Below are 22,585 nucleotides of genomic sequence, written 5' to 3' on the forward strand. Positions count from 1 at the left end.
CGAGGCCCGGATGCCCAAGAAACGGCCCGCCAGACCGACCGAGCTCCCCCCGGAACCGCCTCCCGCGGCCCCGGTCCCGTGCGCCCTGGCGGTTCCGGACGAAGCGGCGGCCGTCGAGCAGGCGGTCCGCTGGCTGCTGGACGGCAACCGGGACGCCGACGTTCTCGAGGCGATCGTCGAGGCATTCCCCGGCCTGCCGGCCCTGGCGATCGCCCAGGCAGCGATTCACCGCCTGGCAGAGGCGGGTGAGATCGATCCGGCCATCGTGCGGGGCTTCGTGTTCGAGGCGACGAAGGAGCTGTACCGCAAGATGGTCGGGATCGGCGACTTCGCGGGAGCGCTGCGGGCGCTGAAGCAGCTCCTCGACATGGCGCGCGAGTGATGGGACTCTTCAGCGGCGGGAAAGCCGCCGGACCGACAGGCGACAAAGACCAGTCCGCCTACGCCAAGCAGAAGGAACGGGCGCGGAAACGCCAGGCGAAGATCTCGGCAGCCGGCAGGGATATCGGCCCGATTCCCCCCGTCGCCGATCCGAAGCGCCGCAAGAAGTGTCTGGCGTCGCTGGAGGCGTTCGGCCGGACGTACTTTCCCGAGCGGTTCTACCTGAAGCTGTCGCCGATCCACAAAGGCTACGTCGCCGACCTGGAGCGGATCATCCTTCACGGCGGCCGCCTGGCCGTGGCCATGCCCCGCGGCAGCGGCAAAAGTGCCTGGGCGGAAATCGCCGTCCTGTGGGCCATCGTCCGCGGTTCGCACAACTACGTGCTGCTGCTGTCCGCCACGCAGGGGATGGCCCGCAAGCAGCTCGCCACGCTGAAGAAGCTGCTGCTCGAACGGCCGGAGTTCGCCGCCGACTTCCCCGAGATCTGCTTCCCGCTGAAGTGCCACGGCGGGGTGAACCAGCGGCGCGTGATGAGCGAAGGCCGGTCCCTCACGCTCGAAATGACCAGCGAACGGATCCTGCTGCCCGACACGCCCGGCACGCTGGCTTCCGAAGCCATCATCGAATGCCTCGGCCTCTCCGGCGCGATCCGCGGCCGGGCCTACGAACGGACGGACGGACGCAAGGCCCGGCCGACGCTGGTGATTGCCGACGATCCGCAGACGAAGGCCACGGCCCGCAGCGACCTGCAGACCGAGACCCGGGAGGGACTCCTGGAAGCCGATACGGCCGGCCTCCCCGGTCCGGACAAGTCGATCTCGATCATCATGCCCTGCACGGTGATCTACCCGAACGACCTGGCCGACCGCTTTCTGGACCGCGAGAAGAAGCCCGACTGGAACGGCCGCCGGACCAAGCTCCTGGACGCCCTGCCGGACGACATGGAACTCTGGAACAAGTTCCAGGAAGTCCGGGCGGAAGGATTGCGGGCCGGCGACAGCGGAGCGGCCGGAACCGCCTTCTACCGGGCGAACCGCAAGGCGATGGACGCGGGGGCCGCCCCCACCTGGCCGGAACGCTTCGCACCGGGCCAGCTCTCCGCCGTGCAGTACGCGATGGAGCTGTTCTACAAGAACAAACAGGCCTTCTACTCCGAGTACCAGAACGATCCGGCCGGAGCGATCGAGGACGACGGGGGCTCGCTCGATCCGGGCGACCTGATGCGGCGGACGAACGGCCTGAAGCGCGGGCGCCTGCCCTCCGCGGCCGAGTACATCGCCGCCGGCGTCGACGTTCACGGCGACCTGCTCTACGTCACGACGGCGGCCGCCGAACTCGACCCCACCATCGCCGTCGTCGACTACTGGACCTGGCCGCGGCAGGTGTTGGGGTATTTCTCGAAGCGCGGGGCGACCCGCACGATGAAGAATCACCCGGAGCTGAAGACCCTCGACCCCGAAGCCCGGCTCTATCGGGCACTGACGCTGCTCTCCGACGAGCTGCTGGCCCAGGAGTACGAACGCCGACCGGGGGAGAAACTCAAAGTTGGGCTGGTGGTGATCGACGCCCGGTACATGACCGAGGTTGTCACCCGCTGGTGCAAGCAGTCTCCGCATTCCCGGCTGCTGCTGCCGGTGATGGGCTCCCCCAAGCTGGAAGACTTCGGCCGCCGGCTGGCTCCGGGGACTCGCCCCGGCGTTGACTACCACGTCCCGCCGCAGGGGAAATGGCCGGTCCGGGTGGGACAGATGAATTCGAACGCCTGGATCACCCGCACGATCAACGGGTTCCTCACGCCGATGGGGAGCCGGGGGGCGTGGACCCTGTTCCAGGGGGAGAACTCGGAAACGCACCGCTGCTTCGCCGATCACATCACCGCGGAGTCGTCGACCGACTGGATGGACAAGAAGACCGGCCAGACGCACCGCATCTGGACCCCCAAGCCCGACCACCCGGACAACCACTGGCTCGACGCGACCAAGATGGCCGCCCTGGGCTGCTTCGAGCTGGGCTGCAAACTCGCCTACGTCGAAAAGCGGGACACGACGAAAAAGAAGGCCCCGCGGGTTTCGTACCACTGACCACAGAAGGTTTTTTCGCTATGACCAAGCCGAAACATGCCACGCCGACGACGGAGACCCAGACCGCGAAGAAGCCGACCGGCCGGCCGCCGGGAAGCCCGAACGTGCGGGAGACGGCCGTTGCGGTCCCGTCTCGCTGCAACGCCTGCGGGTCGACCGAGCGGGGGCCGTACCTCGACAAAGCCGAGCTGGACTTTGGCGGGGTCGACTCACAGGGGAAGCCGTTCACGCACATCGTCCGGCGGCGGGTGCGGTGCGAGAGCTGCGGGCAGATGCGGATTGATGTGACTCGCGAGAACCGGGTGTAATGCTCCTTCTGCCGAAATGAGAATAACGCTAGAGTACAGGTGATTGAGCACTTCTTCCTGGAAACGCTTACGCGAAAGGCCTGAGAGAATGGGAGGAACGGTTCCGCCGGCGAGCCTGCTGTCATCAATAACTGTTCCGCCGGGAATAGCGATTCGCCCAACTGGACTCGTCCTGATTGTCGGGCCGAACTCGGCCGGCAAGACGCAACTGCTCAAAGACATCACGGCGATTCTCACGGGCAAACAAAGAGATCTCGTTGTTTGCTCTGACTTCCAACTCACGAAGCCGCAAAACGTCGAAGATCCCATGAAGACGTTTTATGACTCCGGCTTTCTCGAAAGGCGACGCGACGACAACGGAAACGAATTCATCCGACAGATCTCGCCTCACCTAGGAGGTAGCCCTTTTCGAGGCCACGATGTCCGGATCGGCAATGTACCGACCTTCTACCGAGACCTCCGCACAGCGAAGAGCGCACCAGGCCGAGTAGAGGCAGCGCCGTTCCTCGATTTGATCGGCCACTGCTTGACAACGGTTCTATTTCTCGAAAACCGTATGATGATGGCAAATCAGGCTAACCACTTCGACTATGCAAAGAATCCACCAAGTATTGATCTACAGGCTCTCTACATCAGCAAGGCCGCGAAACAGCAACTTACTCAAGAGACCGAGCGAGTCTTCGGAAAAGGCGTCTGGCTCGACAGCACGCGAGGTGGAATTCTCTGTCTCAGAGTGAATCAGTTGCCAAGTGTACCGTCAGCAGAGGATCGCCAAGAACCCGAAGAGATGATGAAATACCGTCAGATCGAGACAGAAGGTGACGGACTGCGATCGTACGTTGGAATCTGCATCGCCTTATTGCTAGGGCGAAGGCCGGTTTGCATTCTCGACGAACCCGAACTCTGTCTGCACCCACCGCAAGCGTATGCAATGGGTCAGTTCATTGGGCGGAACGGAGCCTCACCAGACCATGTGACATTCGCGAGTACGCACAGTAGTCATGTGCTTCGCGGTGTCATCGAATCTACCGAAAACGTGCAGATCCTTCGGCTTACAAAGGATGGAGATCGCTTTCAGGGTCACCTCATCGGATTTGATACGCTGAAGGAGTGCTTAAAGCGACCGATCGTCCGAACCGAGACGATTCTCGATGGAATATTTGCGGATTCTGTTGTGATCGTCGAAGCCGACGGGGACAGGGCTGTCTACGAAGCCGCATGGGAAGTGTTGAGATCTGAGTCATCGCATACTTCAGTTCCACCAGACGCAATTCGGCGTGACCTGCTGTTCATACCCGTCGGCGGAACCGGCGGTATCACGGAGACAGCAGGGTTTTATCGAGCCTTGAGAATTCCAACGGTAATCGTTGCCGACCTTGATCTTATTATGGATTCCGACAAGCTCAGGAGAATCCTCCAGTCTTCCGGCGATGCGGAGGCCACTACTCAACTTACGGAGAAGTGTCGGCTCATTCGTGACTTGATCCGAACGCTTCCACCTACGGTTCCGGAGAATGTCATATTTGATAAGCTGCGGGAGGTTTCCGAATTGAAGCTGAGGTGGGACGAAGACGGTGACCAACAACTCATGGAGAAGCTTCGCGGCCTTGTAGACGATTTGAAGCGGATGCGACGAATCAAGGGTGGACTTTCGGCATTCGCGGCACACCCGGAGATTCATGACGGACTTAAGGATATAGTCTCGCAATGCGCGAAGCTCGGCCTGTTCTTGGTTCCAGTTGGCGAACTGGAGTGCTGGGCACCAGAACTGATGAAGGACGGCCCCAGCAGGCGGCGAAAGTCAGAGTGGGCAAACGAAGCGTCAGCAAGGATTCGGAGCAACCCGAGTATGGCGAGGGATTTGCTAGATTTCATGGGAGCAATTGCGTTGTATCAAGCGGCGGAGGCCAAGCGGATTGCGGTGCTTTAGAAAGAGCATCGATCAGGGCGTAGGATCACGTTAATCCGGCTGACGTTTGCTCGCGGAGTGTGTTGGGAGTAGTCGCATCGCTGGGCGGTGCAGTGCGAGCCACGGAATATCTAACCAACGGTTATTTCCCGCGTTTCCCACCCCGAAACGCCCTTCCCAGTCCCAGCTACCAGCACGAACCTGAATCGCGTCCCCTGCCTGCAGGAAGGTCGCGATGCCCACGTTCGCCGAAGAGATGGTGGCCCAGCTCGAAACGCTGCTGCGTGAGAACGTCGGCGTCCAGACCGTCACGTTCGGCGGCCAGACGGTCAGTTACGCCGACCTGCAGCAGCAGTACCAACGCTGGAAGGCCCAGGCCGCCCGCGAGACCGGCAAACGGCCCTTCCTCCGGTCCCTCACGATGGAGGGGCCATGAACGCGTCCGGTCTCTGGCAGAGTGCGGCCGGACTGTTCGACGCCGGCCTGCGGCAGGCGCGGCATGCGTTCGGCTATGACGCCGTCGACACCGGCGAAGGCAAACGCCGCGCCCCGTCCGGCGTCACTCGCAGCGAGGACGACGAGCTGCCGGTGCAGAAGCGGCGGAAGCTCCTCTCGCAGACGCGGGACCTGGCCCGCAACTTCGCGCTGCTCGGCTGGGCCATCCGGCAGCACCTGAATTACATCACCACGTTCAACTTTCAGCCCAAGACCGGCAGCCGCCGGCTGAACCAGAAGCTGGCCGCCTTTCTGGAGAACTGGAGCGAGCCGGAGAACTTCGACGTCGCCGGGATCACGCCCCTCTGGAACTTCATCCGCCTGGCCGAGGTCCGCCGCTGTATCGACGGCGACATGCTGGCGCTGAAGCTGGCCAACGGGCAGGTGCAGGCGATCGAGGGGGACCGGTTGCTCTCGCCCCGGACCGCCCCGCGGGAGATCGCCGCCCGGAACTGGTTCCACGGCGTCGAGCTCGATCGCTACGGCCGGCACCTGGCCTACGCCGTCCACGGCCGCGGCCAGTCGAACGACTTCGGCGCGGTCGGCTCCAGTCAGTTCGTGTTCGAACGGGCCGTCCCGGCCCATCAGGCCCTGCTGTTCGCCCACCGCGAGCGGTTCGACCAGGTCCGCGGGATCACGCCCCTCACGGCCGCCATCAACTCCCTCGTCGATACCCAGGAAGGGATCGACTTCATCTCAGCAAAGCTCAAGGTCCACGCGTTGTTCGGCCTGGCCGTCATGCGCGGCGATCCGAACGGGCCGGCCGAGGACGCGACCCAGGACTACACCCAGCTCATCCTGGGGAAGCGGCCGCTGATCCTCGATATGGATCGGGGGGAGCGGGCGGAGTTTCTGGAGAGCAAGACGCCGGCGCACGAGACGCAGGCCTTCCTGGAACTGCTGATTCAGCTCACGCTGAAGGCCCTCGATATCCCCTATTCGTTCTTCAAAGAGAACTTCACCAACTACTCCGGCGCGCGGCAGGCGCTGGTCATGTACAACGAGTCGGCGAAGATCAAACGCCGCTCCGTCCTGTGGTTGCTCAACGGCCTGACCCGCTGGCGTCTGCAGCTCGCGGTTCTCGATCGCCAGTTGCCGCAACAGGTCCTCGAACCGTGGATGTGGCAGTGGATTCCGACGGGGGTCCCCTGGATCGATCCACTGAAGGAGGTCCAGGCCAACGCGGCCGCCTTGGCGCTGGGGGTCACGTCGAAAACCCGCATCTGTGCGGCGAACGGTCTCGACTACGAGGAGATCCTCGACGAGATCGTCGAAGAGCGGAAGCTCGAAGAAGCCCGCGGCCTGACGTTCGACGTCACCGCGGCCGCGGACGTCGTGACACCCAGCCCTCAGCGCAGGAAGCGCCAGAAGCAAAAGACCCAGGGAGGGGCGAAGAATGGCAACGCTGGTTGAGAAGCGGGTTCCCGCCCGCGCCATGGCCTTCGCCGCCGAGCTGCAGCTCCAGCCGGCCGACGACGGAGAGACCAAGATTCGCCAGGGGAAGATCGTCGCCCGGACCGGCGGCGAGGCCTTCCACTGGTACTGGGGTCGCTGCGTCCATGACCTGGCGGGGATGAACCTGCCCAAGCCGCGGGTTCCGCTCGACTACTGCCACAACCCCTGCGACGTCGTCGGCTTTGCCGAGGGCTTTGATGCGGCCGCCGGCCAACTGGAATGCGATGCAAGCCTCGTGACACACCGGCCCGAGGATCGGGCTGCGAAACTGATGGCGGATTCCGACGCCGGTGTGCCCTACGAGGCGAGCATCCTCCAGTCGGCCGCCGGCCTGGTCGTCGAATGGGTCGACGCCGGCGCGACGGTCGACGTCAACGGCCAGTCGTTCAGCGGTCCGGGCGTTGTGTTCCGCCAGTGGACGCTCCGCGGCCTGGCAACCTGTCCGCAGGGTTCCGACGCCGCGACGTCGTCCGAGTTCTCCGCCGGTCCGCTGGCCGGCGAAGTCACCATTTCCAATTTCCCCGGAGGCTTTTCCATGACGACCGCTCCCGCACCCGGCCCCGCACCCGCTCCGGAGCCTGTCGCTCCGGCGAATCCGCCGGCCGACACCGGCCTGGCGGCCCAGCCCCCCGCGAATCCCCCAGTTGCGCCCGTCGTCGCCCCCATGGCGCACACCGGCCAGCAGTTCATGGACGCCTTCGGCGAGAAGGGGGCCGTCTGGTTCGCCCAGGGGAAGACGTTCGCCGAGGCGCAGACCCTGTTCCACGCCGAAGTGGCGGCGAAGAACAAGGAACTGACCGAGCAGGTGCAGGCCCTGACGGAGGCCAACCAGAAGCTCCGGGGCGCGTCGGAACCGGTGTCGTTCACCGGAGCGACCCCGGACGGAGCCAAGCAGAAGCAGGGCTTCGCCGGCCTGATCAAGTTGCCCGGGGCTGCGAAGTAGCCCCTGCCCGTCGTCGCTGACTGCTGGTGATTCCGCGCGGAATCACTCCCCGCTGACCTCCAAGGATGGAAAGAACGCATCATGGCCAATGAGTATCTCGGCCTGACCGAGCTGCTGCAGATCAGCGACATGAATCTCGCTGATCTCAACGTGACCGACCTGCTGCAGGACGCGCCTTTGCTGGCCGCCCTGGCCGCCGGCCCCGCTTCGCACGCGACCGAGCACAAGTACCTCAAGGAGACCGGAGCCCCGGTCGTCGGCTTCCGCGCGCCGAATGCCGGCCGCGAGAACAAGAAGTCGGCCGACACGCTGGTGACGATCGTCCTCAAGATTCTCGCCGCCTCGTTCGACTGCGATAAGGCGATCGCCGACGCCTACCCGAAGGGGGCGCAACAGTGGCTGGGCCGGGAGGCGATCCGCCATCTGAAGGCGGCCTTTGCCGGGGCCGAGGGGCAGATCCTGTACGGCGTCGGCAGCGATGCGGACGGCTTCGTCGGCCTGGCCGATGCGTCGACCCTCAACGCCCTGGCCGACGCGATGGTCGTGAACGCTGCGGGAACCACGGCCGCCACGGGTTCGTCGGTGTTCCTGATCCGGACCAATGAGGACGGCAACGACTGCACGTTGATTGCCGGCAAGGAAGGGAAGATCGAGGTCGGCGATACGGTGGTGATCCAGAAGGACGACGGGACCGCCACCGGCAAGTCCTATCCGGCCTATTACACGCCGATCGAGGGCTGGCTCGGTCTGCAGATTGGTTCGGCCTACTCCGTCGGGCGGATCGCCAACCTGACGGCCGATCCCGGCAAGGGGCTCACCGACGCGCTGATCTATGAGGCCCTGTCGCGGTTCCCCGCCAGCCGGCAGCCGAACCGGATTGCGATGAACCGCCGGTCGCTGGAACAGCTCCGCAAGAGCCGGACGGCGACCAACGCCACCGGCGCGCCGGCCCCGATCCCGACCGAGGTGGAAGGGATTCCGATCGTCACCACGGACCAGATCAAGAGCACGGAAGCGCTCCTGACGTAAGCCGCGAGGGATCGCATGAGTTTTTCCGCAGCCGCGGCGGGGGCCTTCAAAACCCTCCGCCGCCTTGCCGGCACCGACGTCACGTACGACCTGGGGACGGGATTTTCCCTAACGCTCCGGGTCGTGCGGGACCGGTCGACCGTCGCCAGCGAGCAGGACGAGGTCGAAGAGTCCTGGACGGCCTGCGACTGGCTGCTGCTGGCCAGCGAACTGGTAGTCGACGACGTCATGTTCCGGCCGGAGCCAGGCCACGAGATCCAGGTGGGGGGCGAGATCTACGCCGCCCTCCCGGATCAGGACGCCTGCTTCGGCTACGAAGATCCCGGCCGGGCGGTCATTCGCCTCCACACGAAGCTGATCGGATAGGAAAAAGCTCCAAATCTCAAACACCAACTCTCAACAGAAGACTTCCGGTTTGGTGTTTGGAATTTGGTGTTTGGAGTTTGATGTTTCATGCCAGCCCTTTCCCGCGCCATCGCCGAGGCCGTCGTCAGCGTGCTCAATGCCGCGACGTTCGACCCTGCGCTGACGGCGGAGCGGGGTTATGTGCTCCCCGTCCAGCTTGAAAACCAGACCACGCTGAAGGCCTGGGTGATGGCCGCCGAGATCGAGAGCGAAGCGGAGAATCACGGCGACGACCGGGAAACCCATGCCGTGCATATCGCCCTGGTCCAACGGGTGGCGAACTTCGCCCCGGCGACGCTCGATCCGCTGACCGACGTCGCCGAAGCGGTCCGGGACCATTTTCGAAACCTGACGCTCCCCGGCGTCGACGCAATGGTGACGAAACGGGACGTGAAGCTGCTCTACGACCCGCAGCGGCTGCGGCTGAAGCGGACGTTCCTGTCGCTGATTTCGCTCGAAATCACCGCGGTCCGGGAGGTCGGATAAGAAAATGCTCAACGCCCGCTTCACAATGAGCCAGGCCAAGCGGATGTTCTTCGACCGGGCCATGATCGACCGCAAGGTCGACCGGGCGATCCTCCGCCAGCTCAGCAAGGCCGGTGCGTTCATCCGCCAGCGGGCGCGGTCGTCGATCCGCAAGCGGAAGAAGGCCTCCAAGCCCGGCAAGCCCCCCACCAACCGGAAGGGGCTGCTGCGGAACAACATCGTCTTCGTGTACGACCCGGAGAGCCGCTCCGTGGTCATCGGTCCGACGCTGCTCAACATGATCTTCTTCAACGGCGACGGCCAGCCGGTGAAGGGGACGGTCCCCGGCGTCCTCGAAGGGGGCGGTCAGATTTCGATGCTGATGCGGTACATCCCGTACCTCGGCAAATGGGTCCGGGCTGATCTACGGAGTCGCCGGCGCCTCGTCGGTCAGCAGCTCAAACGCCGCACGATCACGATCGCCGCCCGGCCGTTCATGGGGCCGGCGTTCGAGGCCGAGCGCCCCAAGTTCGCCCAACTGTTCCTCAATTCCCTCCACTGAAGGAGTTCTTGCCATGACGACGCGTTCGATGGTCGGCATCGCCCAGCGGCTGTACTACAACACGGCCACGCCCACCACGCCGACCTGGGTTCAGATCACGATCGCCAAGGACATCAAGGTCACGGCGGACAAGGAGAAGGTCGAGATCACCAACCGAGGCCACGGGGAGACGAACCGCTACGCCGGCGGCGGCGTCGACATGGGCTTCACGTTCGACGTGTCGAACAAGCCGGCCGACGCGGGGTTCATCGCGCTGCTGGCCAGCTTCACCGGCAAGACGTCGATCGAGCTGGCGGCCGTCGACGGCGACATCACGGTCGCCGGCACGCAGGGCGTCCGCGCCGTCTGCGAGGTCTTCAAGTTCGAGAAGACGGCCGGCCTGAAAGGGGAAGCGAAGTGGGACGTCGAGGCGGCCCCGACCGATTCGGCGGAAGTGCCGAGCTTCTTCACGGTGACGGCACCGTAAGCGGCGGGCTTCGGGTATCGGGCTTCGGGCTTCGCAGAATGAGCAAGGAAGCGACTCGTGAAGACTTTCAGTGACAACGCCGGCCGGACCTGGGAGCTGGTCGTCGACCCGTTCGACGTGAAGCGGATCGAGGCCCGGCTCAAATACAACCTCCTGGACGTCCGCCTGCAGGACGAGCTGCTCGCCCCCTGGCTGCAGAACCCGGTGCGGATCGTCGACACGCTCTGGCTCCTGTGTGAGGAGCAGGCGGCCAAAGCCGGCGTCAGCGAGGAAGACTTCGGTCGATCGCTGCGGGGAAAGCTGTTTGACGCTTCGCAGGCCCTGCTGGAGGAACTGACCGATTTTTTCCCCCTCCAGAGCCAGCGCGACGAACTGACGGCGCGGCTGGCTCTGCAACTGCAGGGGATGGACCTGGAACGGAAGACACAGACCTGGGTGGCGGAGAAGCTGCGGGAAGCTATCGCGGCCGCGACGCCCTCCGGGACTGTTTCGAGCTGGCCGGAATCGCCGGCGTCTGCCCCCGCGGGCTGACGCTGCGGGAACTGGTCTGGATGGCCCAGGCCCGCCGGCGGGAGGCCTGGGACCGGACCGCGGACCTGATGGCCCACTTGGGGAATCTGCACGCCGGTCAGGTCCTCTGGACCAGCCGTGACTTTCATCCGTTCGCCGAGACGCCGACCGAGCTGCCGGGGCTCGGCGGCTTCGCGGCGGTGTTGCCTCAGACCACGCTCAAGGCCAGCCCATCATGAGCAGTAAAGGCGTTCGCGCCGGCCAGGCGTATGTCGAAATCGGGGCGGACGACAAACAGCTCGATCTCGTCCTCAAGAACGACATCGCCAAGCTGCAGAACTGGTCAGGCTCCGTGGCCACCCTGTCGGCCAAGGTCCTGGCCGTCGGCGTGGCCAGCGCGACCGGGCTGGGGTTCGCGCTGTCGAAGGCCAGCGAGTTCGAGCAGACGCTGGGGAAATTCGATTCGATCTTCGGCAGCCTCAGCGAAGCCAACAAGGCCTGGGCCGACGACCTGGCGAAGGAGTTCCGCCGCAGCCGGCAGACGGTCTTTTCGTTTCTGGCCGACACGCAGGCGGTGATTGTGCCGCTGGGGTTCGAAGCGGGAGCGGCGGAGACGATGAGCCGCACGCTAACGAAGCTGGCGATCGACGTGGCCACTTTCCACAACAAACAGGACGCCGACGTCATCCGGGATTTCCGGTCCGCGCTCACGGGCGAGAGCGAGACCATGAAGAAGTACGGCGTGATCGTCAACGAAACCGCCGTCAAACAGGAGCTGCTGAACCGCGGGTTCGACATTAACAAGGTCAGCGAAGCGGAGAAGGTGCAGGCCCGTTACAACATCATTTTGAAGTCGACCGCGGTGGCGCAGGGAGCGACGATCCGCGAGTCGACCACGTTCGAAGGGGTCTGGCGGGCGCTGCGGGCAGCAACCGACGAACTGGCCATCGTCGTCGGCAGTAAACTCCTCCCCGTGGTGAAGAAGGTCGTCGGCCCGCTGGCCGCGGCCGTGCAGGCCTCCGCCGAATGGCTCGATCAGAACGGCCACCTGGTCGAGAACGCCGGGATTCTGACGGCCGTGATTCTGGGGGGCGGGACGGCGCTGTTCGCCCTGGCGGGAGCGATCCGCATTACCGCGGCCGCCCTGGCCGCCTATCGGGTGGTGACGCAGTCGGCGGCCGCAGCCCAGGCCGTGCTGTTGGCGCTGCAGGGACCGAAGGGCTGGCTGACGCTGGCCGTGGCGGCCGGCGTGGCCACCGTCGCCGTGGCCGGCGTCTACAACTCGCTGTCCGCGGCTGAACCGGCACTGAAGCGGGCCGAATCGCAGCTCGATCAGACGGCCCAGGCCCAGACCCGGCTGAACCGGGCGATCGCGGCCCAGCCGAAACAGACGGCTGCCGACGTCGAGAAGATGTTCAGCGACGCCCGGACGCCGGCGGAAAAACTGCGGCAGGAGCTGGAGGCCCTCAACAAGGCCCGCGACGAGTTCGTCGCCGGAAACGAGCAGGGGACGCGGACGCTGGACGGCTTCGACCGGGCGCTGGTCCAGTTGCGGGAATCGGCGATCAACGCCGGGACCGGCATTTACGATGCGATGTCGAAAGCCCGCGATGAAATCCGGCTGTTGAAGGGTCAGACGACCGAGAGCGAGCTCGAACTGGAGAAGATGGCCCGCAACGGTGCGCCGCAGGCCCTGATCGAGCAGTACCGCCAGCTCCAGGCCGCGCGGGAGAAAGCGAAGGCTGACAAGGACGCGGCCGAGAAACGCGATCAGGACCGCCAGCAGCAGATTGACCAGATTTACGGCGACGCCCGGTCGAGTGCGGCCCGCATCGCCCAGGAGACCATGACGCCGGAAGAACAACGGCAGCAGCAGGTCCGCGAGCTGCAGCGGCTGCGGTTCAACGTCGATCCGACGACCGGAACCTCGTTCATCGACCAGCGGACCTACGAACGGGCGCTGCAGAAGCTGGACGAACAGACCAAGCCCGACGCGAAGCAGGTCCGCCAGCAGACGGAGCAGGCCGCCGCGGGGAATGACCTCCGCAGCGAGGCGGGCGCCCGCGACTTGCTCGCGCTGTTCAACAACGGCCAGGGGAAGGCGGCTGACGTCACGGCGAAGGAAGCGGTCAAGCACACGGTCCTGTTGAAAAGAATCAAGGACGGGGTGATGCAGCCCGGTCCGCAGACGGTGAGCCTGTCATGACCTTGTTGTCCTGCGAAATCCGGAACCGGGGGAAGCTCGACAGCGATGCGAGCGGGAGCGATTCGTTCGTCGACGAGTACATCGCCCGCATGGACACGGCCGCCGCGACGCACATGGAACTGCGGCGGGCGCTCCCCGAGCTGCAGCGCTGGCAGCCCCATCCCGTCGAGGTCGGGTTCTACGTCGACAAGTTTTCGGCCGAACAGCATCCGAACAGCCGGTTCTGGAACATCGAGGTCACCTATGCGACCCGGACCGAGAAGAGCCCGCTGGACGAGCCCTGGAAGTGGTCGGTCTCGTCGCAGTCGCTGTCGGCCTACACGCTGGTCGATCATCAAGGCCGGATGATGCTCAACACGGCCGGCTGCCCCTTCGAGCCGTTCGAAAAGAAGGAACGGATTCTCATTTTCCGCGGCAAAAAGAATCTGCCGAAGTGGCCCAACTGGCTGATGACCTATCCCGAGTGCATCAACTCGGACGCGGTTCGGATCCAGGGGCAGAGCTGTCCGGCGAAGACGCTGGCGATGGCCGGCATGACCGTCGACGAACCGCAGGAACAGGACGAGATCGAGTTCTTTCCGCTGACCGTCGAATTGCACTATCGGGAATCGACCTGGCTGACCGTCGTCCCCAGCAAAGGCTGGAAAGAGCGGTTGCCTCTGCTCAGTCCGCTGCAGCAGCAGGTCAACGGCGGCAAAAAGTTTCTGACGATCCCGATTGTCGACGATTTCGACCAGCCGTTCGCGGAGCCGCAGTTCCTGGACGCCGACGGCAAGGCCCTCAAAGACCCGAAGCCCGAGGACATCGTGCTGCTGAAGTTCCAGATTCCGACGGCGAAGGCCTTCAGCACGCTGCAACTGCGATAGGAAACACCAAACGCCAAACACCAAGTTCCAAACCGGAAGTCTTTCTTGAGAGTTGGTGTTTGAGATTTGGAGCTTTGAGACGGAAGGACGTCTGACCATGACGAAACGCATCTTGCGGGGCGACGCGCCGACGCAGGCCCAGATCAGCCGGCTGGCCAGCCAGGCGACTGGACTGATTACGCTCGGAATCAATGGCAAGACGGGGGTCGCCGTGTCGAGCTGGGACGCCGCGGCGATCGCGGCCGCCTGGAATGCCTCCCGACTGCCGGAGTTCCTGGAAGTGGCCGCGGCCGCCGACGGGGTCGACGTCCTGCTGACGTCGAAGTCGCCCGGCCAGCCGTTCGAAGTCAGCGGCCTGGTCAACGGCGAGGCGACGGCCGACGACGAGCAGCTCGTGACGATCGGCCCGGCCGGCGCGGGGGGAACCTTCCCGTTGACGTTCGCCGGTCAGACTTCGGCCGCCATCTCGGTGACCGCCCTGCCGTCGGTGGTAAAAGCAACGCTCGAAGCCGTTCCGACGATCGGCGCGGGGAATGTCGAAGTCACCGGGGAGCCCGGAGCCTGGCGGGTGCGGTTCATTGGCGACCTGGCCGACGTCGATCAGCCGGAGCTGACGACCGATCGCACGAACCTGACCGGCGGGAACGCCGCCGTCTCGATCGACACGTTGCAGGACGGAGCCGGGTCGACGTCGCCGTTGCTGGTGACGCAGGAAGTGGCCGGCGTCGCCGGCACGAACGAGCAGCAGCGGTTCCGGTTCACGTCCGATCCCGGTTCGCTCTCCGGCATCACCGTCCGCTGGGTGGTACCCAATAGCAGCGGGTTCAACTACAGCGCCCCGTTCGCCGCGGACGCCAGCCTGGCGACCATGACGGACGCGCTGGAGGCCACCCGCTGGGGGAATGGCACGAGTGTCTGGGGCGAGGGCAACGTCTCGCTCTCCGGCACGCTGGCCGCGTCGTGGGTCAATCCGACCGATGGGGTCGTCGTCGAATGGGTGGGCGACTGGAAGTCGACGTCTCTGGCTCAGATCCAGTTGCAGGTCGTCTCCGGCGGCGGGACGATCGCCAGTACGACCGTCGCCGAGGGGGCTGCCGGCACCAACGAGCAGCAGTCGCTGCGGCTGATCGGTCCCACGGTCGGGACCGGCTACCGCCTCAAGCTCGGGGACAAGGTCACGGGCGAGATTCCGTGGACGGCGACGCACAACGAGATCATGTCCACCCTGTCGTCCGCGCTGGGCGGCTCGTCGAACAACCCCGTCAAAGCCGGCACGGGACAGACCGATCCCCTGGAGACCCTGCTCGCCAGCTACTCCGGCGACGGCATTCTGTATTTCGAGTTCTGGGCCTTGGGCTATCAGTCGACCGACCTGGCGCTGCTGGAAGTGATCGGCTTCGGCGGCGAAGAGATTCAGCAGGTGGCGATCAGCCCTGACGCCTGGAAGGGGGGCGTCACGCTCACGCTGGACGACCAGACGACGGCCCCACTGGGCTTCGCCACGACGTCGTCCGAGCTGCAGACCGAGCTGGAGGGATTGCCGAACGTCGGGGCCGGGCTCGTCACCTGTTACGGCGGACCGTGGCCAACGCATCCGATCGTCTGTGAGTTCGACCAGTCGCTCGGCAACCTGCCGCAGATGACGGCCACCCACACGCTGACCAATGCCGGCATCGCGGTCACCACGCTCCAGCAGGGGGGAGCGGCCGTCGTCGTGACGGAGATCCAGCGCAGCCGCGGCCCGCTGCATTGGGACGATCCGCTGAACTGGGCCGACGCGGACGGCTTGCCCGGCGTCCCTGGCTCCGGCGACGACGTGTCGCTGGAGCTGGCCCGCGCCGAGCTGCTGCACGGCCTCCGCCAGCGCTGCACCTTCACCGCCGATCCGGCGACCGACCGGCTGACGCTGGCCACCGGACGCGAAACATTCTGGAACGGTCAGGCCCTCTCCGTCCGTTCGTCCGACACGCTGCCCGGCGGCCTCTCCGACGCGACCACGTACTACGCGGTCAACGTCACGGGCGCCTCGCTGCAGCTCGCGCTCACCCCGGACGGCGACGCAGTCAACCTGACCAGCGGTGGAACCGGAATCCACCAGGTGGGCGTCCAGCTCGCGAACCTGTTCGTCGACAGCCGGTTCGCCGGCTCGAAACTCGGTCTCCCGCGCACCAACCCGGCCGGCTACGACGAGTATCGCCCGTTGAAGCTGGAGTTGTGGGCGACGTCGATCGAGATTGGAGCGGGCAACGGCAGCGGTTCCACCCGGATCAAGCTGGCGACCGGCGATCAACCGACGTCGATCGAAGTCATCGCCACCGGCGGCAGCACGGAAGCGGGCATCCCCGCCGTTCTCTGGGACGGCGACCACGTCGACAATCGCCTCGAAGTCGTCGACGGCGAATTCGGCATTGCGCTGTTCCCCGAAGACTCCGCCCAATTTGGAAGGCTGGTTCAACGGGCCGGCCAGGTGATCATCGGTCGCGACGTCACGGTGGGAGCCATCCGCCGGACCGGCGGCGAGCTGACCATGCTGGGTGCGACCGTCAACGGGGAGGCGTTCCTGTGAGCGGCGTCCTGATCGACTCGCGCGACGTCCCGACGCTCAGCGCCTTGCTGCGGGCCTACCGCACCGGGGCGTTGGGAAGTCAGGCGCCCCCGGACAACGGTCGGGTCGAGGCGGCGCGCGCTGTGCGGGCCATGCTCCTGGCCGATCTCGACACGCGCGCGCTGGGCGACCTGGCGGCCGTCGACGCCGTCGTGACGCAACCGAACGACGATCCGAATCGGACGGCCGCACAATACGTCATCCGCATCACGACGGGCGTCCTGCCCGACGACGAAGAAGATTCCGAACCGCTGGAGTGGCGGTGCAAGGTCGGGACGTCGCACACGCCGGCGGTCAGCGAGGAAGCAACCGCCGCCGAGCTGCAGGCTGTCCTGGAAGGCATGACCGAGTTGGCCGGCGTGAAGGTCGAAGTCGACGGCCCCGGCCGGCCCTGGGGAGCGCTCCAGACGGCGTGGGACGTCCGCCAATGGTTCATCCGACTCACGCCGGATAATCCCGACGACGTACCTCCGGAGCTGACGGCCGCTGTCCCGCTGGTCGACCAGGCCACGGCCTCCGTCACCCGCACCCGCTGGTGGCCCATCGAACGCGTCGTGCAGGTCTATCCTCTCTGGCCGCTGGCCGACACGCTCTTCGCCGGCACGTTCGTCTGGGCGGAGCTGAAGGGGCGCTGGCACCATGTCGTGAGTCACGAGTGCTGGGAGCAGGGCGAATGAAACGCTGCTGCTCCGGCCTCGGCACGCTTTGGAAGGTTTCCCGCGCCGGCGAGATCCTGTGGCGACGGGATCACTTCGCCGGCTGGGACGCGGCCGAGGAGGCCGTCAATGCGGGCCGGCGTCTTGGTCCGCTCCCGCTGCAGTCGATCTGCGTCTCGTGTGACGACGCGGGGAACGTGATTCTCGGCAGTTCGCCCAGCCGGGCTTGCCGCGACAATCCCGACACCGCTCAGCCGCCGATGTGGACGGTCCGCTGCTACAGCCCGGCTGGCGAACTCCGCTGGAGCTGGTCGCCGGCTCCGTTCGGCTGGCTGTCCGAGCTGACCTGGCCACCGGTGGGGGGGACGGTCGAACGCTTTCCGCCGTCAACGCCGATCGACGTCCGCCTGGCTCCCGGCCGGCAGGGGCATGCCTGGGGCAACGCCGTGGCCCGCGACATCAACGGAGCCATTCCCGGAGCCTGGTACCGGATCGACGGCCGCGGCCGGTCGACCTGGACGCAGATCACGCCCCCCGCGCTGCAGCCCGACGAGCCCGTCCCGATGATCCATTGGCCGGCGGGGCCGCCTCTGGGCCATTCCCGGAGCTGGTTCCTGATCGGACTCGACCAATACCTGCCCCAGAGTTTCGCGGTCAACAAATTCGGCCACGATGGCGTAATCGATCCAGCCGTCGACGAGGCGTTCTTGGGGCCGAGTCCCACGACGAGCCAGGCGGATGGGATCTTCGTCAACGGCAGTTGGGCCGGTCAGGTCGCTGTGATCCAGAATCATCTGGACGACTCCCCCAACCACTTCATCGGGCGTGTCAATTCCGCGCTCGACGCGTCGCCGATCCTCCAGTGGGCGACGGACTTCCAATTCGGCGGAGGGGGCGGCCTGCTGCTCGGTGCGCCCGACTTCGTCGGCCTGGTCAGTCCGTTCGGCGGCTACATCGTGCTGCGTGGCGCAGACGGCTCGCTGGCGGCCCGTGGGACCGTGGGGGAAGTGCCCGTGATCGATGGCGAGGTCATTCCTCCAACGACCGAGGGGCTCGGCTGGGCGCTCGCCGGCGGGGCCATGTACGACGACGACGGGCGCCCGCTCTGGCGTCCCGCCGGCGTCACCGTTCGCGACACCGCGATCGACGGTGACGAGAACTGCTACTTCGCGACGGATCGCGGAGTGCTCTCGATCGATCGATTGGACCGTTGAAAGGATGCTTTCCACCGTGGCCTTCAAGTCTCATGCCGTGCTGCAGCCCCGCGCCATGGATCCGACTCCGACGCCGGCCCGGTCCGGTCCGCTCAACTGCGCCGTGGTCATTCCCTGCCACAACTACGGGCGCTTCCTGGCCGAGGCGCTGGAATCCGCCCTGGCCCAGACCCGGCCGGCGGCCGAGATCGTCGTCGTCCTGGACAACTGCCGGGACGACTCGGCGGCCGTGGCTGCGCGGTATCGGGACCGGGGCGTGCAGGTGCTGCAGGTCCAGTGCTGTGACACCACGCTCAGCCGGCGGGCCGGACTGCGGGCGACGTCGGCCCCGTACGTCGTGTTCCTGGACGCCGACGACAAACTCAGCGAGGACTTCCTGGAAGTCGGCCTGCCGCTCTTCAACGACCAGCGGGTGGGGATCGTCACCGGGACGGCTCACGAGTTCGGCCTGTCGTCGGAGGTCTGGGCTCCCGAACTGTGCGACATGCGGCAGTCCTGCTGCGCCACGAGCGCCAGCCTCGTTCGCCGCGTGGCGATCGACGGGACGCGGTCCTACGAGCAGCTCGAACCGGTGGGCATGATCTCCGAGGACTACTGGCTCTGGAAACGACTGGAGGCGGCCGGCTGGCAAGTGGCCCGCAGCTCCGGCATTCACTGGTACCGCCGCCACGATCGCAACGAGACCCTCGACTACCCGGTCGCCTGGGCCGATCGCTACCGGCAGGCCGCCGGACCGCGTTCGCGGGAGACCGTGCGCGTCGGGTTCGTGACGCCGTCGCTGGTCGCCGGCGGCGTCACCCGCCATCTGCAGATGCTCGTGAAGCATGCCCGCGGCCTGCGGTGGGCGGGCGCTGTCGTCGTCGATCGCGGGCCGGTCGATGACGCCTCGGCTTCCGTGATTCGTCAGGCCATGCCGATCACCGGCGGGCCGGCCAACGAGCGCCCCGGGTCCGATTCGAAGCTAGTCGATCGACGGACGACGGCTGCCGAGGCCCTCGCCGAGCTGGTCGACCGTTGCGACGTCCTCTACGTCTGGGGGCACGGCTTCCGCTCCCTGCTGGAACCGTTCGCCGACCGGCTGCCGATCGTCCTGGCCTTGCACGCGACGGGGATCTGGTCGACCGAGTCGGCCGCCGAGCTGGGGGACCTGGCTACGTCGATCATCGGCGTCGCCGAACGCTGCCGGAGCAACGTGCCGGCCGAGGATCGACGCCGGCTGCAGGTGATCCCCAACGGGGCCGACCTGGCGGCCTTGCACCCGCTCGAATCGCGGTGGCAGGTCCGGCGGCGCTGGAAGGTCTCCTCGCGACAACTGGCGGTCGGGTTCGTCGGCCGCTGGAGTCCTGAAAAGAATCCCCTGGCACTGGCCCAGGCCGTGAATCGACTCGGACCCGACGCCGTGGCCGTCTACTGCTCGCCGCAGTCGGTCGAGTCGCCGGCGTCGTCGGCGCTGACTCTGCAGACCCGGCGCGAGGTCGAACAGCTCACCGGCGGCCGCGTCGTCTGGACGCACAGCCCGACGATGGGCGAAATCTATCAGGCCCTCGATTGTCTGATCCTGCCGAGTCACGAAGAAGGGGGGCCGCTGGTGGCGCTGGAGGCCTTCGCCGCCGGCTGCCCGCTGGTGGCCACGCCGGTCGGGACGCTCCCGGACCTCACGGCGCGCCATGGGGCGCTCTACGTCCCGGTCCCGCTCGATCCGTCCGGGGACGTCCTGGCGGCTGCGGTCCGGCAGGCGGTCGATCCGCTCCATCGTCCCGTGGTCGAACGGGCACGGGAATTCGCCCTGTACCGCGGCAACGCCCGCCGCATGGCCAGCGAGTGGGTCGCCGCCTTCCGCGACGCCGCCCGCAGCGGCCCGCGGCGGGAGTGATTCCGCGCGAAATCACTCGTTTCGAAACCTCTCCTCAAACGCGAAGGAACGCTCGCATGTTGAACCAGATCGTCCCGTGGTACGGCAGCAAGCCAGCCCTCTCCCGTCACATCCTGCCCGAGTTCGGCCCCCATCGCGCTTACTGGGAGCCGTTAACCGGCGGGTTCGGCATGATCTTCAAGAAGGAGCGTTGCCGGTTCGAGACTCTGAACGACCTGCACGGCGACATGATCAACCTGGCCCGCACAGTCGCAAGCTCCGTCCTGTGCGCCGCCCTGGTGCGACGTCTCAGTCGGCGGCTGAATTGCGAGGCCACCCACAAGGACGCCCTGGAACGGCAGCGTGAGCCGTTCGTAGAAGGCGTCGACCGGGCGGCCGATTTCTTCTGCGTCTGCTGGATGTCGATGAACGGGTACGCGGGCACGACGTCGTCCCAGTCCTTTGCGACCCGCTTCAAGAATTCCGGCGACTCGAAGCCGTCAAAGTTCCGGGCCGCCCTGGCTTCGATCCGCGCCTGGCATGACCGATTGCAGAACGTGACGATCCTGCAGCGGGACGGGTTCGACGTCCTGGGCCGCATCGCCGACGAAGCGGGAACGCTGATCTATTGCGACCCGCCCTACGTCGTGAAGGGGGGCAAGTATCGGCACGACTTCGTCGCCGAAGACCATGCCCGCCTGGCGGCCGCCCTCGCCCGGTTCCAGCAGGCCCGGGTGATCGTCAGCTATTACGACCACCCGCTGCTCGACCAGCTCTACGCCGGCTGGCACAAGCGGATCCTCAGCGAGTGGACGCATCACCCGCAGAACGGCGTCAAGAAAGTGAAGCCGCCCGAAATTCTGCTGATCAACGGACCGTCGCTCGCCGCGAGCGTTCCGCCGTCGACGACGTCGTCGACGCGCAAACGTGCCCGGGCTCAGCAGCTCGCCGTCTGACCGAAAGAGAAGCGACCGGCCGGCAGTAGGAGCTGCCGGCCGGTCCACACGTCAGCCTGAATCTGGCAGGCCGACATGCGTGTCCCCGTGGGGATTTGCATGCCTGCCGCCAACCTGTCTCACTGTTGCCCGTCGCGCCGCCGCTTCCCGGCTGGTGCGGTTCCTGCTGCGCGGATTCGCGGCCCGCCGCTGATGCGATCGAACCCGCTCGTTCGTTCGATCTCACCTGCAGCAAAGGCCCGCACGATGCGACCATTTTTCGAGAACGCTCAGACCCGACTTTTTCACGCCGAGATCCACGAAGCCCTCCCACAGCTCGCACCGGCGAGCTATGACGCGGTGATCACCGACCCGCCGTATTGCTCCGGCGGGACGACGGCGGGCGAACGCCGCCGATCGCCGGAAGACAAGTACTCGCAGGACGGCGAACTCCGGGGCCGCCCCTCGTTCGGCGGAGACCTCAAAGACCAGCGGTCTTTCACCTGGTGGTGTCAGCAATGGTTGATCGACTGCCGCCGGCTGCTCAAGCCGGGAGGGTACTGCCTGGTCTTCATCGACTGGCGACAGCTCCCCGCGATGACGGACGCCTTTCAGGCGGCCGACCTGACCTGGCGGGGGATCATCGCCTGGGACAAGGGAAGCGGAGCCCGCGCCCCGCATAAGGGCTATTTCCGCCACCAATGCGAATATCTGGTCTGGGGGACGAAGGGCGCCTGCCCTCAGGCTACCCACGCCGGACCGTTCGACGGCTGCTACTCGGTCGGCGTCCGCAAGGCGGACAAGCATCACCTGACGGGCAAGCCGACCGAACTGCTGCGGGAGCTGGTGCAAGTCGTCCCACCCGGAGCGCGGATCCTCGACCCGTTCGCGGGAAGCGGAACCACGCTGGTGGCCGCGCAGGAACTGGGCCGCCCGGCGGACGGCATCGAACGCGAGCGGGAGTACTGCGAAATCTCGCGCGGCCGCCTGCAGCCGGTCCGCCCGGCCGAACCACCCCGTCGCGCGCCGCCCCGGAATCGCTCGCTGGCGGTGTGACCGGCGCGACCGCTTCAAGCTGCCCTGAAACGCGTGCGCAACTAGGTTGAGGGCCTAGTGGTAGCAATACCGTGCAGGTTCAAGTCCTGTCTTGGGCATTGTCTGACGCTGAAACGAGTTACGTTACCTGCCGACGGTCGGCAGTGCAGCAGAATCCAGTTGTGAATGTGGGTAGTCACTACCCA

22 protein-coding genes are annotated in these 22,585 nt (G+C 66.0%); all 22 read left to right on the top strand.

The window, feature by feature from the left end; all coding sequences use genetic code 11:
- The first annotated feature begins 10 nt into the window (after window positions 1-10).
- The 22 genes from SH412_RS10015 to SH412_RS10120 all read left to right on the top strand — a co-directional run bounded on the left by SH412_RS10015 (window position 11) and on the right by SH412_RS10120 (window position 22,400).
- Complete coding sequence (locus SH412_RS10015) at window positions 11-382, top strand: hypothetical protein (protein WP_336523372.1); 372 nt, start codon at window positions 11-13, stop codon at window positions 380-382.
- Complete coding sequence (locus SH412_RS10020; RefSeq protein ID WP_336523373.1) at window positions 382-2,463, top strand: terminase gpA endonuclease subunit; 2,082 nt, start codon at window positions 382-384, stop codon at window positions 2,461-2,463. Before SH412_RS10015 ends, SH412_RS10020 begins: the two co-directional genes overlap by 1 nt.
- Window positions 2,464-2,483: 20 nt before the next feature.
- A complete protein-coding gene (locus SH412_RS10025) occupies window positions 2,484-2,771 on the top strand; it encodes a hypothetical protein (protein WP_336523374.1) in 288 nt (95 codons plus the stop codon).
- 43 nt (window positions 2,772-2,814) lie between these two features.
- The gene (locus SH412_RS10030) at window positions 2,815-4,701 is read left to right on the top strand and encodes a TOPRIM nucleotidyl transferase/hydrolase domain-containing protein (RefSeq protein WP_336523375.1); all 1,887 of its coding nucleotides are present in this window, start codon (window positions 2,815-2,817) and stop codon (window positions 4,699-4,701) included.
- A gap of 214 nt (window positions 4,702-4,915) precedes the next feature.
- Window positions 4,916-5,116, top strand: coding sequence for a hypothetical protein (locus SH412_RS10035; RefSeq protein ID WP_336523376.1), 201 nt, complete (start codon window positions 4,916-4,918; stop codon window positions 5,114-5,116).
- Window positions 5,113-6,588, top strand: coding sequence for a phage portal protein (locus tag SH412_RS10040; RefSeq protein WP_336523377.1), 1,476 nt, complete (start codon window positions 5,113-5,115; stop codon window positions 6,586-6,588). Before SH412_RS10035 ends, SH412_RS10040 begins: the two co-directional genes overlap by 4 nt.
- Window positions 6,572-7,573 (top strand): hypothetical protein, encoded by a 1,002-nt coding sequence (locus SH412_RS10045; RefSeq protein ID WP_336523378.1) that lies wholly within the window; start codon window positions 6,572-6,574, stop codon window positions 7,571-7,573. Before SH412_RS10040 ends, SH412_RS10045 begins: the two co-directional genes overlap by 17 nt.
- 81 nt (window positions 7,574-7,654) lie before the next feature.
- Window positions 7,655-8,602 (top strand): major capsid protein, encoded by a 948-nt coding sequence (locus SH412_RS10050; protein ID WP_336523379.1) that lies wholly within the window; start codon window positions 7,655-7,657, stop codon window positions 8,600-8,602.
- A 15-nt stretch (window positions 8,603-8,617) separates the two neighbouring features.
- Window positions 8,618-8,968 carry a hypothetical protein gene (locus SH412_RS10055; protein WP_336523380.1) on the top strand — a complete coding sequence of 117 codons (351 nt, stop codon included), beginning with the start codon at window positions 8,618-8,620 and terminating at the stop codon, window positions 8,966-8,968.
- A gap of 87 nt (window positions 8,969-9,055) precedes the next feature.
- Entirely contained in the window at window positions 9,056-9,493 is a 438-nt protein-coding gene (locus SH412_RS10060) for a hypothetical protein (protein WP_336523381.1), read from the top strand.
- A 4-nt stretch (window positions 9,494-9,497) separates the two neighbouring features.
- A complete protein-coding gene (locus tag SH412_RS10065; RefSeq protein ID WP_336523382.1) occupies window positions 9,498-10,034 on the top strand; it encodes a hypothetical protein in 537 nt (178 codons plus the stop codon).
- Window positions 10,035-10,047: 13 nt separating this feature from the next.
- The gene (locus SH412_RS10070; protein ID WP_336523383.1) at window positions 10,048-10,500 is read left to right on the top strand and encodes a hypothetical protein; all 453 of its coding nucleotides are present in this window, start codon (window positions 10,048-10,050) and stop codon (window positions 10,498-10,500) included.
- A 57-nt stretch (window positions 10,501-10,557) separates the two neighbouring features.
- Window positions 10,558-11,031 (top strand): hypothetical protein, encoded by a 474-nt coding sequence (locus tag SH412_RS10075; protein WP_336523384.1) that lies wholly within the window; start codon window positions 10,558-10,560, stop codon window positions 11,029-11,031.
- Between the two features lie 20 nt (window positions 11,032-11,051).
- Window positions 11,052-11,249, top strand: coding sequence for a hypothetical protein (locus tag SH412_RS10080; RefSeq protein WP_336523385.1), 198 nt, complete (start codon window positions 11,052-11,054; stop codon window positions 11,247-11,249).
- On the top strand, window positions 11,246-13,216 hold the full coding sequence (locus tag SH412_RS10085; RefSeq protein ID WP_336523386.1) for a coiled-coil domain-containing protein: 1,971 nt from the start codon (window positions 11,246-11,248) through the stop codon (window positions 13,214-13,216). Before SH412_RS10080 ends, SH412_RS10085 begins: the two co-directional genes overlap by 4 nt.
- Window positions 13,213-14,082 carry a hypothetical protein gene (locus tag SH412_RS10090; RefSeq protein WP_336523387.1) on the top strand — a complete coding sequence of 290 codons (870 nt, stop codon included), beginning with the start codon at window positions 13,213-13,215 and terminating at the stop codon, window positions 14,080-14,082. Before SH412_RS10085 ends, SH412_RS10090 begins: the two co-directional genes overlap by 4 nt.
- Before the next feature lie 97 nt (window positions 14,083-14,179).
- Window positions 14,180-16,648 (top strand): hypothetical protein, encoded by a 2,469-nt coding sequence (locus SH412_RS10095; protein WP_336523388.1) that lies wholly within the window; start codon window positions 14,180-14,182, stop codon window positions 16,646-16,648.
- The gene (locus SH412_RS10100; protein ID WP_336523389.1) at window positions 16,645-17,364 is read left to right on the top strand and encodes a hypothetical protein; all 720 of its coding nucleotides are present in this window, start codon (window positions 16,645-16,647) and stop codon (window positions 17,362-17,364) included. The genes SH412_RS10095 and SH412_RS10100 overlap by 4 nt, the downstream gene beginning before the upstream one ends.
- Entirely contained in the window at window positions 17,361-18,557 is a 1,197-nt protein-coding gene (locus SH412_RS10105; protein WP_336523390.1) for a hypothetical protein, read from the top strand. The genes SH412_RS10100 and SH412_RS10105 overlap by 4 nt, the downstream gene beginning before the upstream one ends.
- 16 nt (window positions 18,558-18,573) lie before the next feature.
- Window positions 18,574-20,430 carry a glycosyltransferase gene (locus SH412_RS10110; protein WP_336523391.1) on the top strand — a complete coding sequence of 619 codons (1,857 nt, stop codon included), beginning with the start codon at window positions 18,574-18,576 and terminating at the stop codon, window positions 20,428-20,430.
- Window positions 20,431-20,486: 56 nt separating this feature from the next.
- A complete protein-coding gene (locus SH412_RS10115) occupies window positions 20,487-21,365 on the top strand; it encodes a DNA adenine methylase (RefSeq protein WP_336523392.1) in 879 nt (292 codons plus the stop codon).
- Window positions 21,366-21,611: 246 nt separating this feature from the next.
- Window positions 21,612-22,400, top strand: coding sequence for a DNA-methyltransferase (locus SH412_RS10120; RefSeq protein WP_336523393.1), 789 nt, complete (start codon window positions 21,612-21,614; stop codon window positions 22,398-22,400).
- Window positions 22,401-22,585 lie beyond the last annotated feature (185 nt).

The organism is Planctellipticum variicoloris (genome assembly GCF_030622045.1).
Lineage (GTDB): Bacteria > Planctomycetota > Planctomycetia > Planctomycetales > Planctomycetaceae > Planctellipticum > Planctellipticum variicoloris.

Excerpts from the sequence above, each read along its gene's own strand:
- SH412_RS10015 (WP_336523372.1), top strand. The coding sequence starts at position 11 with ATGCCCAAGAAACGGCCCGCCAGACCGACCGAGCTCCCCCCGGAACCG.
- SH412_RS10020 (WP_336523373.1), top strand. The coding sequence starts at position 382 with ATGGGACTCTTCAGCGGCGGGAAAGCCGCCGGACCGACAGGCGACAAA.
- SH412_RS10025 (WP_336523374.1), top strand. The coding sequence starts at position 2,484 with ATGACCAAGCCGAAACATGCCACGCCGACGACGGAGACCCAGACCGCG.
- SH412_RS10035 (WP_336523376.1), top strand. The coding sequence starts at position 4,916 with ATGCCCACGTTCGCCGAAGAGATGGTGGCCCAGCTCGAAACGCTGCTG.
- SH412_RS10040 (WP_336523377.1), top strand. The coding sequence starts at position 5,113 with ATGAACGCGTCCGGTCTCTGGCAGAGTGCGGCCGGACTGTTCGACGCC.
- SH412_RS10045 (WP_336523378.1), top strand. The coding sequence starts at position 6,572 with ATGGCAACGCTGGTTGAGAAGCGGGTTCCCGCCCGCGCCATGGCCTTC.
- SH412_RS10050 (WP_336523379.1), top strand. The coding sequence starts at position 7,655 with ATGGCCAATGAGTATCTCGGCCTGACCGAGCTGCTGCAGATCAGCGAC.
- SH412_RS10055 (WP_336523380.1), top strand. The coding sequence starts at position 8,618 with ATGAGTTTTTCCGCAGCCGCGGCGGGGGCCTTCAAAACCCTCCGCCGC.
- SH412_RS10060 (WP_336523381.1), top strand. The coding sequence starts at position 9,056 with ATGCCAGCCCTTTCCCGCGCCATCGCCGAGGCCGTCGTCAGCGTGCTC.
- SH412_RS10065 (WP_336523382.1), top strand. The coding sequence starts at position 9,498 with ATGCTCAACGCCCGCTTCACAATGAGCCAGGCCAAGCGGATGTTCTTC.
- SH412_RS10070 (WP_336523383.1), top strand. The coding sequence starts at position 10,048 with ATGACGACGCGTTCGATGGTCGGCATCGCCCAGCGGCTGTACTACAAC.
- SH412_RS10080 (WP_336523385.1), top strand. The coding sequence starts at position 11,052 with ATGGCCCAGGCCCGCCGGCGGGAGGCCTGGGACCGGACCGCGGACCTG.
- SH412_RS10085 (WP_336523386.1), top strand. The coding sequence starts at position 11,246 with ATGAGCAGTAAAGGCGTTCGCGCCGGCCAGGCGTATGTCGAAATCGGG.
- SH412_RS10090 (WP_336523387.1), top strand. The coding sequence starts at position 13,213 with ATGACCTTGTTGTCCTGCGAAATCCGGAACCGGGGGAAGCTCGACAGC.
- SH412_RS10095 (WP_336523388.1), top strand. The coding sequence starts at position 14,180 with ATGACGAAACGCATCTTGCGGGGCGACGCGCCGACGCAGGCCCAGATC.
- SH412_RS10105 (WP_336523390.1), top strand. The coding sequence starts at position 17,361 with ATGAAACGCTGCTGCTCCGGCCTCGGCACGCTTTGGAAGGTTTCCCGC.
- SH412_RS10115 (WP_336523392.1), top strand. The coding sequence starts at position 20,487 with ATGTTGAACCAGATCGTCCCGTGGTACGGCAGCAAGCCAGCCCTCTCC.
- SH412_RS10120 (WP_336523393.1), top strand. The coding sequence starts at position 21,612 with ATGCGACCATTTTTCGAGAACGCTCAGACCCGACTTTTTCACGCCGAG.